The organism is Alishewanella longhuensis, from assembly GCF_014653435.1.
Lineage (GTDB): Bacteria > Pseudomonadota > Gammaproteobacteria > Enterobacterales > Alteromonadaceae > Alishewanella > Alishewanella longhuensis.
In genome coordinates, this window is record NZ_BNAO01000002.1 from 327,636 (window position 1) to 340,537 (window position 12,902).

Consider the following 12,902-nt stretch of genomic DNA (forward strand, 5'->3'; position numbering starts at 1 on the left):
AGATATCAGGCAGCTGGAACATTTTGCTCAAAATGACCCAGACGCTTACAGTTATTCAGGCGCACTCTGCCGGGCCAATCAGGGGCTGATGGAGTTCGTCGAGATGTTTAAAGCCCCTATTAAGGTGTTGCACCCGCTGCTTACCGCGACCCAGGAAGGAAATTATAACGGTACTGAGGGGCTTGCCGCCCTGCCGTTTGATGGCATTATCCTGGCACATAGCAACGAGTCCGAATGGCAGACCTTTCGTAATAATAAAAACAATGAGGCCTTTTTAGACCGGGTTTACATTGTGAAAGTGCCTTATTGTCTGCGGGTTAGTGAGGAAATGAAAATATACCAAAAGCTATTGGAACACAGTGAGTTAAAACGAGCACCGTGCGCTCCAGGCACACTAGCTGCTCTGGCGCAGTTTGCGGTGCTATCCCGGTTAAAAACACCCGAGAACTCCAGTATTTACTCAAAAATGCGTGTGTATGATGGCGAGAGCTTAAAAGATACTGATCCTAAAGCAAAATCCTATCAGGAATATCGCGATTATGCTGGCATTGATGAAGGTATGACTGGGCTCTCCACCCGCTTTGCTTTTAAAATCTTATCGCGGGTGTTTAATTTTGATACCACCGAAGTAGCCGCAAATCCAGTGCACTTGTTTTATGTGTTGGAGCAACAAATTGAGCGTGAGCAATTTCCAGCAGATACGGCAGAGCGCTATCTGGAACATTTGAAAGGTTTTTTAACACCTAAGTATGTTGAGTTTATTGGTAAGGAGATTCAGACCGCTTATCTGGAGTCATACTCTGAGTACGGTCAGAATATTTTTGATCGTTACGTAATTTATGCAGACTTTTGGATCCAGGATCAAGAATATCGCGATCCGGAAACAGGGCAGCTATTTGACCGCTCGGCGCTAAATGCAGAACTGGAAAAAATCGAAAAACCAGCAGGTATCAGTAACCCCAAAGATTTCCGCAATGAAATCGTTAACTTTGTGCTAAGAGCCAAAGCCAAAAACAATGGCAAAAATCCAACCTGGACCAGTTACGAAAAATTGCGCACCGTCATTGAGAAGAAAATGTTCTCCAGCACCGAGGAATTATTACCGGTCATTTCCTTTAATGCGAAGACCAGTACTGAGGATCAGAAAAAGCACGACGATTTTGTGAATCGCATGATGGAGAAAGGCTACACTCGCAAACAGGTCCGGTTATTGTCGGAATGGTATTTGCGCGTCCGTAAATCTCAATAGCTCCGGAGGTAGTATGGCGCACTTTATTGATCGCCGTCTTAATGGAAAAAATAAAAGCGCGGTAAATCGCCAGCGCTTTATCCGGCGCTATAAGCAGCAAATTAAGCAAGCAGTTTCCGACGCCATTAGTAAACGCAGTGTGACAGATCTCAACAGCGGCGAGAGCATCAGTATACCGGCGCGGGATATAAAAGAACCGTTTTTTCATCAGGGTAAAGGCGGTAAACGCGATCGTGTTCACCCTGGTAATGATCAGTTTAGTCCGGGCGATAAAATCGCCAGGCCGCAAGGCGAAGCTGCGGGCAACGGCAAAGGTGATGCCAGCCAGGATGGAGAAGGCAATGATGATTTTGTATTTGCCATCTCAAAAGATGAATACCTAGACCTACTGTTTGAAGATTTGGCATTACCCGACCTAAAACAAAATCAGCTAGATAAGCTGGTGCAATACAAAAATGTACGTTCAGGCTACAGAGCGGAAGGCATACCGGCAAATATTGATATAGTGCGCTCGCTACGTGGCTCTTTGGCGCGGCGAATAGCTATGACGGCAGCAAAGAAACAGCAACTAAAAGATGCTGAACAACAACTTGCTGAGCAGGAGAAGCTTGCTGTACCAGACGAGCTACAGCGTCGCGCTTTAACAAAGCAAATTGCTGAACTTAAACAAAAGATTGCTGCAGTCCCCTTTATTGATAGCTTCGATCTCCGTTTCAGAAATTATCAAAAAAGACCCGAGCCTACCAGCAAGGCGGTGATGTTTTGTTTAATGGATGTGTCCGGCTCTATGGATCAAGCGACCAAAGAGATGGCAAAACGCTTTTATATTCTGCTCTATTTATTTTTAAGCCGTACTTATAAAAATGTTGAGGTAGTCTACATCCGCCATCACACCCAAGCGAAAGAAGTTGATGAACAGGAGTTTTTCTATTCTCAGGAAACGGGCGGCACCATTGTCTCTTCGGCATTAAAACTGATGCTGGACATTGTGCAAAAGCGTTACAACCCGCAAGAATGGAATATCTATGCTGCCCAAGCATCAGATGGTGACAACTGGGCCGAAGATAGCGCCCCCTGCGCTAAGTTACTGGCTGAGCAGCTACTTCCCTTATTAAGATACTATGCTTATATAGAGATCACGCCCAGAGCACACCAATCGCTTTGGGAGCAGTACCAGCAGTTGCTCGCCAGTCACCAGAACCTTGCCATTCAACATATCCGGGAAGTCAGTGATATTTACCCGGTATTTCGTGAACTCTTTAAAAAGCAAGCCGCTTAATAGGAGGCAACATGAGTAGCCTTGCCTTAAACACAGGACCTTGTTTAGATGACGGCCCAGATTGGAGCTTTGAATTACTAGAGAACTATCAACAGCAGATAGCTCGTGTTGCTGCATTATATAAGCTTGATACTTATCCCAACCAAATTGAAGTGATTACTGCCGAACAGATGATGGATGCATACTCCAGCATCGGTATGCCGCTTGGCTACAACCATTGGTCTTACGGCAAAAAATTTATCCAAACAGAACAGCACTATAAACGCGGCTATATGGGCTTAGCTTATGAAATTGTTATTAATGCAAACCCCTGTATCGCTTATTTGATGGAAGAAAACACCTTACCCATGCAAGCTTTAGTCATAGCGCATGCCTGCTATGGCCATAACTCATTTTTTAAAAATAATTACCTATTTCGAACCTGGACGGATGCCAGCTCTATTATCGACTATCTGGTATTTGCCAAAAACTATGTGAGCCGCTGCGAAGAAAAATATGGTATCAGTGCTGTTGAAGACTTCCTGGATTCCTGCCATGCGCTAATGAACTATGGTGTAGACCGCTACAAAAGACCACAAAAAATCTCGATGGAAGAGGAGCAAAAACGCCAGGAAGAGCGCGAAGCCTTTTTGCAATCTCAGGTCAATGCCCTCTGGCGCACCGTACCAGGAAAAGCTCAGAATGCAACAACGGTGAGCCATTTTCCGGAAGAGCCGCAGGAAAATATTCTGTACTTTATTGAAAAACATGCGCCCTTGCTACACCCCTGGCAGCGCGAGTTAGTCAGGATAGTTCGAAAAATTGCGCAGTACTTTTACCCGCAAAAACAAACGCAGGTGATGAATGAAGGTTGGGCGACCTTTTGGCATTATACCTTGCTTCAGCATCTGTATGCTGAAGGCAGAGTTAGCGATCGTTTTATGCTGGAAATTTTACATAGCCATACTAATGTTGTGCTACAGCCTGAATACAACAGTAAATTTTATTCTGGCCTAAACCCTTATGCGTTAGGCTTTGCGATGTTCACTGATCTAAAACGCATCTGTGAGCAACCCACCGCAGAAGATAAGAGCTGGTTTCCAGAGCTTGCTGGCAGCAATTGGTTGGAAACTTTACATTTTGCGATGCAAAACTTTAAAGATGAAAGCTTTATCAGTCAATATTTGTCTCCCAAAGTCATCCGCGATTTTCGCCTCTTTGCTATCACAGACGATAGCAAAGTCGCAAATCTGGAAGTGGCTGCAATCCATAATGCTGAGGGCTATCAGCAAATCAGACAACTACTCTCTGCTCAATATAATTTAAGCCAGCTAGAACCCAATATTCAGGTACAACAGGTAAATATTAATACCGATAGAGCATTAACCCTCAGGTATATACCTCATAATGGAATTCCTCTTGCAGATAATATGCAAGAGGTGCTACGTCATTTACATCGGCTATGGGGGTTTGAAGTCAGGCTAGAACAACAAGACAACCTTGGCAATATCACGTTACTCGCCAGTTGTCAGAGCTGAATAGGTATGCGGCTAAGGCTATAAGTCTGTTGTGTATTGCGTCACCTGATTCCGCCCTTGCGCTTTAGAAGTGTATAGGGCTTTATCAGCAGCCTCCATCCATTGGATATAGTCTTGGATAAAGGTGGAGCGTTCTGCCAAGCCAAAACTCATAGTAAAGGTGATTGCTTGATTATTATAAATGATCTCGGCCTGCTCTATTTTACGGCGGATCCGTTCCGCCAAATAGCTAGCCTGATCTTCTGTGGTATCCAGCAGTAAAATAGCAAACTCTTCGCCACCATAACGCCCGGCAATGTCAGTACTGCGCAAGCTTTTACGAATAATCTCAGCAACGTTTTTTATAACTAAGTCACCCGCAGCATGGCCATAGGTATCGTTGATCCGTTTAAAGTGATCGATGTCACACATAATAAGACTACTCTGGTGCTGAGAGTAACGTTGTAAGCGATTAAACTCTTGCTTTAAGCCCTCTTCCCAAGTGCCTCTATTACGCATTTGCGTTAAATAATCGGTGGTCGATAGCTGACGGAGCTGACCATTCATCGACTGTAATTCCAACTTACTGACAGCGGCATCAGTCACATCGTAAATAATAAAGCACAGGTGACTAACATTACCACGGGTGTCAGTTATCGGAAAAATTGTACTATTTTGATACATATAGTCGGCATTACCAGTAATAGGCCGATAATTTTTAAAACGAAAGATATACGGGCGCTGTTCCCATATCGTAAAAGCCCGGTTTTTTAACAGTAATACAGGATCGCATTTACGTCTTAGCCAATCCTCATCAATCTCAGGAAATAAATCAAACAGGTAGCTATCACGCACCTGCCGTGGTGTTAAGCCACTGTGATTCTCCATAAAACCGTTCCACAATTGAATCCGATAGTCCGCATTTACCACCACTAAGCCGACATCGACGGTTTGCAGCATATCCATTAACCAATGTAACTCTGAGACGCCTGTACTTGTATCAGTCATCATGCCTCATCCATCAAAAATGCCAGTTTATAACGTAATGTCTTTAAGCTGTCTTCGGTAAATAGTAATAGTAAGTCGCAATTGATATTAAAACTTTCTATCCCATAACTTAGCTCAATAGTGAGAGTGGTGCGCCAGCGCTTAGCATTAGCTTTAATTAACTCGCTAATCGGCGCATGCTGGCCAAGTACAACAGGGTGTCCCTGGCTAAAGGTCATATCAACTTGCTCAGCGATCCCTTTTAACACAGCACCAATCAAAATGTTAGAGACATCCATCAACAGCTCTAGCTCAACAGCACTATTAAGTTCACCATGGTAATTAAGTAAACGGGCGATATCCTGGAAGCTAGAATCGGTAAGAATCAGTAATGCTTCTCCGGCAACGCCACTACCGATAAAGCCCTGACAAATCGCTGAGGTTTTACTTTCAGGCTCAATCGAAGCTAGCGCCATCGTCAGCTCGCTTACTTCAATCAAATTAACATTTGGGATAGGTAATTTCACGAACACATTTAACAATCTGGCTAATAAGTCACCCGCTTGTCCCATGGCAACGTTAGCAACCTCTTGGAACACATCGCGCAGTTCAGCATCCAGCTGCACTACATCCGGTATCTTATGTTGACGTGTTTGCGCAAGTGTTTGCTGTTTTTCAGGAACGGTAGTTTGCAAAAATACCGATAATTCTGTCGCGCTAACCGGCTTTTTTAAAAAGGTTAAAGCCCCCATCGCCATTACCCGCTCATAGGCTTCAGGCTGGATATCACCCGATACCACTATAACGCGCACAGGTAACTGCAGTTTCTGTAATTCGGTCAATACTTGGTAACCATCCATTACCGGCATATTCAAATCCAGAAACAACCAATCTATCGCCCGTTTTTTCAGAGTTTCAAGCGCATCTGCACCATGACCAGCAAAAAAAATGGTTGGCTGCCATTCCTGTGGTAAAATTCTGGCCAGTTGTTTTCGGGCCAGATTAGAATCATCACAAATCAATATAGCTGGCGTCATAACTTTCTCGCGTGGCGACGGTCTTAACTAATCATAACGTTGATTGACAATCGGAGCAGCAAAATGTTTTTGAATTTTCAAAATAGTAGCAAAATACTAGCCGCCTTGTGCTTCAGCACCTTCAGTTTAAACAGTATAGCAATAGACAGCACTGAAAAACTAACGGCTAGAGTAAGTAATGTTAAAGCTGGTGAACGACAAATTGTACTATTGGGTAATAAGTTGCAAACTGGGCAACCTGCACCGCCTTTTAAAGTCGTTGACAATAACTTTAAAAGCGTAAGCCTGGCTGATTATAGCGGTAAGACACTGTTACTTAGTGTAGTACCTAGTATCGACACTGGCATCTGCTCACTGCAAACTAAGCGATTTAATGATGAAGTCAGTAAGCTGCCTGCAGATGTGGTGCTATTAACTATCTCCACCGATTTACCTTTTGCCCAAAAACGCTTCTGTCAACAAGAGCAGGTAGAAGCTATGGCAGTGTTATCTGACGCAGTATGGCGCGACTTTGGCAGTAATTATGGCTTGTTAATTAAAGATATGGGGTTACTGGCCCGCACTATCATTATTATTGATAAAAACGGTGTGGTTGCTTATCAACAAATGGTCCCTGAACTAGCGCAGGAACCCGATTATGACGCGGCACTAGCAGCCCTACAAAAAATCCTGGCCAGTTAATTCGTTGTGTTACCTTAACGCAGTAAAAAACCGGTACTCTTAAAGAGGTACCGGTTTTTTAGCTTTAGTGTATTTAACCTAGTAATTTAACTAAGTGCGCGCTAACGGTTTCCACAGCTTGAGTACCATCCAAGTGATGGTACTGGGTTTGCCCCTGCTCAGCTGCTTTACGATAATACCCTACTAGCAACTCAGTTTGTTCATGGTAGATAGCCAAGCGCTTGCGTACTGTTTCCTCAACATCATCAGCACGGATCACTAACTCCTCACCGGTTTCATCATCTTTGCCTGTTATTTTCGGTGGATTATAAACTAAATGATAAACCCGACCAGAAGCTGGATGCACGCGCCGACCGCTCATACGCTCGACGATAACATCGTCTGGTACGTCAAACTCTATAACGTGGTCAACCGAGATTCCAGCATCTTTCATCGCATCAGCTTGCGGGATAGTACGCGGAAAGCCGTCCAGTAAAAAGCCATTAGCACAATCGGCTTTTGCTACGCGCTCTTTTACCAGCCCGATAATCAAGTCGTCTGACACTAATTGTCCAGCGTCCATAATTTTTTTTGCTGCCAGACCAAGTTCAGAGCCTTCTTTAATGGCGGCACGTAACATATCACCGGTAGAGATTTGCGGGATACCGTATTTGCTCATTAAAAATTGTGCCTGAGTACCTTTACCGGCACCAGGGGCCCCTAACAAAATTATGCGCATCGCGTTTACCCTCGTATTCTGGGATTAATATGTAGTTTATATAGTGCTTAATCTTTGCATAATGCGCGTTTTGAAACAAGAAATTTGTCAACTGGTGCTACCTGAAGTGGCGTTGTTACTCGCCTTTAGTCGATAGCCTGTGCTATAGCGCCATCTCAGGTAATAAACAATGACAAGTGCCAAAAAATGACAATTTACTGCATAATTTTGCAACACTATCAGACTAAAGTCTGAAGCGACGTACCAATTCCTGCAATTGCTCAGCTAGTGCAGACAGAGCACTGCTGGCCTGGGCCGACTGACGAACATTCTCATTAGTTTGATAAGCTACATCACTAATTAAATGGAAATTTTGATTAATATCACGCGAAACCACTGTTTGTTGCTCTGTAGCGGTGGCAATCTGATGCGTTGTACTGCTAATTAACTCTACCGCTTCATTAATCGCCAACAAAGCTTGCTCTGCCAGGCTGGCTCGCTCAGCAGTTTGCTTAGCGGCTTGCTCACTGTTTATCGTCGCTTTTACTGCGTTATCAGTACCACGCTGTAATTTATCAATCATTTGTTTAATTTCGGTGGTTGAATCTTTTGTTCTGCTAGCCAAGGTACGGACTTCATCAGCTACCACCGCAAAACCACGTCCACTTTCACCGGCACGAGCCGCCTCAATGGCAGCGTTCAATGCTAGTAAGTTTGTCTGTTCAGCAATACTTTCAATAACTTGTAATATACTACCAATTTGATCACTGTCTTGTTTCAGCATACGAATAATATCCGCTGCCGAGCTTACTTCTTTTGATAACACCGATAACTCTCGCAGGGTATTGCTGACAACATCTCGGCCTTGCTTACTCTGTTGCTCCGCTTCGGTCGCTGCTTCTGCAGCTTGTTGGGTATTGCGCGACACTTCCTGCAATGTACTAGTCATTTCGTTCATTGCCACTGCAGCACTGCTAATCTCGGTATTCTGCCGCTGCATACCGTCACTGGTTTGCTGATTGATCTGTGAAAGCTCCGTAGAGGCGGCAGCAACCTGATCTGAATAATTACCCACCTCAGTGATCATCTGCCGTAATTTCTGTTGCATCATGGAAATAGATGCTAATAAGCTGAAAGTATCATTTAGAGGAACTTTGATGGCGGCACTTAAATCCCCCTCAGCAACCCTATGCACCACTGCAGCAGCATACTCAGGCTCCCCGCCCAAGGTTCGGGTGACTCCTCTAACAATCAACATACAAACACCAGAGGCGACTATTAACGATATCAATGCCGCAAAAAATAAAGTCCAAAGCATTTCCCTTACTTCAGCAAAGGCTTCATATTGCCGACTTTCCAGTATTAAACTCCAGCCAAGCATGGGAATAAACTGATAACTACCAATTACTGCCGTGTGGGATGCGTTAGTATAAAGACCTGTGCCGCTTTGTTTTTGCCGAGCAGCATTAGCAGCCACGGTATCAAGACTTTTATTTCCCTGAATAGAGGGAGCTGGCGTTATCGCTACACCGTCGGTATCTACCAAATAAATTTCGGTGTAATCATTGTGAGTTAACTCATTGACCTTGTTAAAAATGGTTTCGAGCTGCACTGCCCCGCGCATAACTGCCACTACCTGATTATTTTGGCGGATTGGGATCGCGACTGTGCTTACGGTCTGTCCAGTGGCTCGCGATACTACAGGCTGGGAGAACACATTTTGCCCGGCAACGGCCTGCTGAAACCAAGCTCTATCCGCCACATTAAAATTGCTTGTTTCAGCCGCAGAAAGCGTTTTAGCTAAACCATTAGCATAACTCACTCCAACCTTACCAATACCATTAGTACCCACCACAAATATAGTATCGTAGAAACCGCTATTCTGTGCCAATTGCAGTATTAGCTCCTGCGCTAAGTCAAGATCCAGTTGCTGAATTGACGGCAAGGTAGCCAACAAACGCATTTCATCTTGACGTACCAATAACCATTCTGTGAAAGATTCCGCATTCAGCTCTGCCGAACTTTGCAAGGCGGTTACCACGCCCTGAGTCTGCGTTGCTTTAAACTGAATAAACACCAGACTCGTTAGTGATGCGATAACAACCAGAAATAACGCTACCATAATTGAGGTTAAGCGAGCACCTAATCCCATGCGACGCCAAAGCTGAGCCATATCCCACCTGTCATTGATATTATTATTAATAATTGAGTATAGCTGGAATTCTTGCAGCTAAATATTTACGCCGGATTATTTGTAATGATGGGCAGCAACAGAAAGAGAACAACAGAGAGGAGCGAGCGGCTAAAAACATCGTACTACAGCGGCCACAGCGGCCGCTGTACAAGGCAAAACTTATTTAGCCAGCGACAACAGTAAACTGTTTAAACGGGTGACAAAGCTGGCAGGGTTTTTCAGACTACCACGCTCCGCTAATAAAGCTTGTTCAAACAAAACTTCAGCCCATTGTTTAAAGCGACCTTCGTCTTGTTCATCTGCAATGTGTTTCACCAATTGATGCTCAGGGTTCAGTTCAAAAATGGGTTTCACCTCTGGTACTTTCTGCCCCACAGACTCCATCAATTTGATCATCTGAGTACTCATATCATACTCATCAGTCACCACACAAGCAGGGCTATCAGTCAGGCGATGGCTTACTTTAACGTCTTTTACCTGCTCACCTAACGCCGCTTTAAAACGCTCTACCACGCTGGCAAAGGCTTCTTCCGTTTGTTGCTGAGCTTGCTTGGTTTCTTCGTCATCCAATTTAGATAAATCTAAGCCGCCTTTAGCTACTGAACGCAGTTTTTTGCCGTCAAATTCTGCTAGATGTTGAATTAACCACTCGTCGATCCGATCTGATAACAGTAACACTTCTAAGCCTTTCTTGCGGAAGACTTCTAAATGTGGGCTATGCTTAGCTGCTTCATAGCTATCGGCTACCAGGAAGTAGATCTCGTCCTGCCCCTCTTTCATCCGGCCAACATAATCGGCTAAGGCAACGCTTTGCTCGCTGCCTTCGTTATGGGTCGAAGCAAAACGTAATAAGCCAGCAATTTGTTCTTTGTTAGCCTGATCTTCAGCAGGTCCCTCTTTTAATACCTGGCCAAATTCATTCCAGAAACTTTGATATTGCTCAGTATCTTTTGCCAGCTTCTCCAGCATTTTCAAAGCACGACTGCTGCAACCTTTCCGCAAACTTTGGCTAACTTTATTGTCCTGCAGAATTTCACGCGATACGTTAAGCGGTAAATCACTTGAATCCAGCACCCCTTTGATAAACCTTAGGTAACTGGGCATAAACTGCTCAGCATCATCCATAATGAATACGCGCTGCACGTAAAGCTTTAAGCCATGCTTAGCTTCACGGTTCCACATATCAAATGGCGCTTTTTTCGGCACATACAATAAACTGGTGTAATTTGAATTACCTTCAACCTTATTATGACTCCAGCTTAATGGCTCGTTCCAGTCGTGTGAAATATGCTTATAAAACTCCTGATATTCCTCATCAGAAATATCTGATTTATCACGCGTCCATAAAGCGGTGGCTTTGTTTACTGCTTTAAACTGCCCTGCAGTCGCCGGAATTTTCTCGCCGTCTTCTTCACGTTCAGGAGTACCCTCTTGCCACATCTCTACCGGAATAGAGATATGATCCGAGTATTTGGTAACAATACTTTCTACTTTCCAGCGGCTTAAAAACTCATCTTCGCCTTCCCGTAAATGCAGTACGATTTCGGTGCCACGGCTGTCTTTAGTGATAGGCGTCAGGGTGTAATCTCCCTCACCGGCAGACTCCCATTCTATCGCCGCATCGGCCGCTAAACCGGCTTTGCGGGTGCGTACCGTCACTTTATCGGCGACAATAAAAGCTGAGTAAAAACCGACACCAAACTGGCCGATTAACTTGGAATCTTTACTCTGATCACCTGACAGCTGAGAGAAAAACTCTTTGGTGCCTGATTTAGCGATAGTTCCAAGATGAGAGACAACATCAGCCTGATCCATACCAATACCGTTATCAATGATGGTAATGGTACGGGCTTTTTCATCCAGACTAATGCGAACTTTTAATTCACCGTCTTCACCATATAAGCTGCTGTCTGATAATGCCAGAAAACGCAATTTATCAGCCGCATCAGAAGCGTTAGAAACCAATTCGCGCAAGAAAATTTCTTTATTGGAATACAGCGAATGGATCATCAGTTGCAGTAGTTGTTTTACTTCCGCCTGAAAGCCATGAGTTTGCTTCTGGCCAGCGTGGGCAGTGGTATCACTCATTTTATTTTTCCTCAACCTAAGATAACAAGGGTTCAGCAGACGCTACCTTAGCGCCTGCCGATCTTTAACAGCACTGGATATGGGGTTATTAAATTAAATTTCAAGCGTAGAGTGATTAAGCAAGAAGCGCTCAGTAGGGCACGCCGTTTCCAGGCGCTAACTTGGGTTTCCAGAAAATGTGCTTGCTAGACAGAGCACAGCAGGAAGAGCCTTGTCTGGCAAGATAGCGAAAGCTTAAAAGCGCTTTCGCCCGCTAAAGGCATGTGCCAGGGTAGTACCGTCAATATACTCCAGCTCACCACCTACCGGTAGACCTTGTGCAAGACGAGTGACACTGCAACCATATTGTTGGCAGAGTTCTGCAATGTAGAAAGCGGTGGCTTCACCTTCTACTGTGGGGTTAGTGGCCAGTATTACTTCATTAATCTGACCCTTAGCTAACAGTTCAGACAGTTGCTCCAATCCGAGTTCTGTTGGTCCGATACCATCGAGTGGTGATAAATATCCCATCAGCACAAAGTAACGCCCCTGAAATTGCCCGGTTTGTTCAATCGCTAACTGATCGGCTGCCGAGCCGACGATACAGAGCACATCGGCTTGTTGGCGTTTTGGATCGCTGCAAATAGCACAGAGGGGGGCTTCTGCAAAGGTCCGACACTGCTGGCACTGGCCAATACCCGCCATGGCAGCGGTTAAAGCTGCACCCAAGCGAACGCCGCCACCACGATTGCGCTCTAATAGCTGAAATGCCATACGCTGCGCCGATTTAGGGCCAACACCGGGTAGGATCCGCAGGGCTTCGATCAGTTGCTGTAATAGCGGAGTTAGCTTTGTCATAGCAGCGTTGCCGGCATTAGAATGGTAACTTCATACCAGGAGGTAACTGCATACCGCCGGTCACTTTTGCCATTTGTTCTTTATTATTTTCTTCCACCCGGCGCACCGCATCATTAAGCGCAGCGGCAATCAAATCTTCCAACATCTCTTTGTCGTCGCTCATCAGGCTGTCATCAATGCTGACTCTGCGTACATTGTGATTGCCTGTCATCGTTACTTTCACCAGGCCAGCACCAGATTCTCCGGTGACTTCCATACTGGCAATTTCGGCCTGCACTTTTTGCATTTTTTCTTGCATGGCTTGCGCCTGCTTCATAATATTGCCCATACCGCCTTTAAACATAGTCTTTCTCTCTT

The 12,902-nt window shown here is 44.8% G+C and carries 11 protein-coding genes; 4 read left to right on the plus strand and 7 right to left on the minus strand.

Going from position 1 to position 12,902, the window contains the following annotated elements; translation table 11 throughout:
• From IE163_RS17755 to IE163_RS05535, 3 genes are all read left to right on the plus strand, one after another.
• A partial coding sequence (locus tag IE163_RS17755) for a PrkA family serine protein kinase (RefSeq protein ID WP_229833444.1) occupies positions 1 to 1,249 on the plus strand: 1,249 nt, incomplete at its 5' end.
• A gap of 13 nt (positions 1,250 to 1,262) precedes the next feature.
• A complete protein-coding gene (locus IE163_RS05530; RefSeq protein ID WP_189431075.1) occupies positions 1,263 to 2,528 on the plus strand; it encodes a YeaH/YhbH family protein in 1,266 nt (421 codons plus the stop codon).
• Positions 2,529 to 2,539: 11 nt separating this feature from the next.
• The gene (locus tag IE163_RS05535; RefSeq protein ID WP_189431077.1) at positions 2,540 to 4,045 is read left to right on the plus strand and encodes a SpoVR family protein; all 1,506 of its coding nucleotides are present in this window, start codon (positions 2,540 to 2,542) and stop codon (positions 4,043 to 4,045) included.
• 18 nt (positions 4,046 to 4,063) lie between these two features.
• Here the strand turns inward: IE163_RS05535 and IE163_RS05540 are convergent, their stop codons facing one another.
• Both IE163_RS05540 and IE163_RS05545 read right to left on the minus strand, forming a co-directional pair.
• Positions 4,064 to 5,032: a sensor domain-containing diguanylate cyclase gene (locus tag IE163_RS05540; protein ID WP_189431660.1), complete on the minus strand. Its 969-nt coding sequence runs from the start codon at positions 5,030 to 5,032 to the stop codon at positions 4,064 to 4,066.
• Positions 5,032 to 6,048 (minus strand): response regulator, encoded by a 1,017-nt coding sequence (locus IE163_RS05545; RefSeq protein ID WP_189431079.1) that lies wholly within the window; start codon positions 6,046 to 6,048, stop codon positions 5,032 to 5,034. The genes IE163_RS05540 and IE163_RS05545 overlap by 1 nt, the downstream gene beginning before the upstream one ends.
• Positions 6,049 to 6,111: 63 nt before the next feature.
• On the opposite strand from IE163_RS05545, the gene tpx reads away from it, so the two are divergent.
• Entirely contained in the window at positions 6,112 to 6,729 is a 618-nt protein-coding gene (gene tpx / locus IE163_RS05550; RefSeq protein WP_189431082.1) for a thiol peroxidase, read from the plus strand.
• A 73-nt stretch (positions 6,730 to 6,802) separates the two neighbouring features.
• Here the strand turns inward: tpx and adk are convergent, their stop codons facing one another.
• The 5 genes from adk to IE163_RS05575 all read right to left on the minus strand — a co-directional run bounded on the left by adk (position 6,803) and on the right by IE163_RS05575 (position 12,888).
• On the minus strand, positions 6,803 to 7,447 hold the full coding sequence (adk, locus tag IE163_RS05555; RefSeq protein WP_189431085.1) for an adenylate kinase: 645 nt from the start codon (positions 7,445 to 7,447) through the stop codon (positions 6,803 to 6,805).
• A gap of 223 nt (positions 7,448 to 7,670) precedes the next feature.
• Entirely contained in the window at positions 7,671 to 9,599 is a 1,929-nt protein-coding gene (locus IE163_RS05560) for a methyl-accepting chemotaxis protein (protein WP_189431088.1), read from the minus strand.
• A gap of 180 nt (positions 9,600 to 9,779) precedes the next feature.
• Complete coding sequence (gene htpG, locus IE163_RS05565; protein ID WP_189431091.1) at positions 9,780 to 11,708, minus strand: molecular chaperone HtpG; 1,929 nt, start codon at positions 11,706 to 11,708, stop codon at positions 9,780 to 9,782.
• 234 nt (positions 11,709 to 11,942) lie between these two features.
• A complete protein-coding gene (recR, locus tag IE163_RS05570) occupies positions 11,943 to 12,545 on the minus strand; it encodes a recombination mediator RecR (RefSeq protein ID WP_189431094.1) in 603 nt (200 codons plus the stop codon).
• Between the two features lie 16 nt (positions 12,546 to 12,561).
• A complete protein-coding gene (locus IE163_RS05575) occupies positions 12,562 to 12,888 on the minus strand; it encodes a YbaB/EbfC family nucleoid-associated protein (protein WP_189431097.1) in 327 nt (108 codons plus the stop codon).
• Positions 12,889 to 12,902 lie beyond the last annotated feature (14 nt).

Coding starts and splice junctions, on each gene's coding strand:
- adk (WP_189431085.1), bottom strand. CDS start 7,447: ATGCGCATAATTTTGTTAGGGGCCCCTGGTGCCGGTAAAGGTACTCAG.
- IE163_RS05575 (WP_189431097.1), bottom strand. CDS start 12,888: ATGTTTAAAGGCGGTATGGGCAATATTATGAAGCAGGCGCAAGCCATG.
- IE163_RS05535 (WP_189431077.1), top strand. CDS start 2,540: ATGAGTAGCCTTGCCTTAAACACAGGACCTTGTTTAGATGACGGCCCA.
- IE163_RS05560 (WP_189431088.1), bottom strand. CDS start 9,599: ATGGCTCAGCTTTGGCGTCGCATGGGATTAGGTGCTCGCTTAACCTCA.
- recR (WP_189431094.1), bottom strand. CDS start 12,545: ATGACAAAGCTAACTCCGCTATTACAGCAACTGATCGAAGCCCTGCGG.
- IE163_RS05545 (WP_189431079.1), bottom strand. CDS start 6,048: ATGACGCCAGCTATATTGATTTGTGATGATTCTAATCTGGCCCGAAAA.
- IE163_RS05530 (WP_189431075.1), top strand. CDS start 1,263: ATGGCGCACTTTATTGATCGCCGTCTTAATGGAAAAAATAAAAGCGCG.
- IE163_RS05540 (WP_189431660.1), bottom strand. CDS start 5,032: ATGACTGATACAAGTACAGGCGTCTCAGAGTTACATTGGTTAATGGAT.
- tpx (WP_189431082.1), top strand. CDS start 6,112: ATGTTTTTGAATTTTCAAAATAGTAGCAAAATACTAGCCGCCTTGTGC.
- htpG (WP_189431091.1), bottom strand. CDS start 11,708: ATGAGTGATACCACTGCCCACGCTGGCCAGAAGCAAACTCATGGCTTT.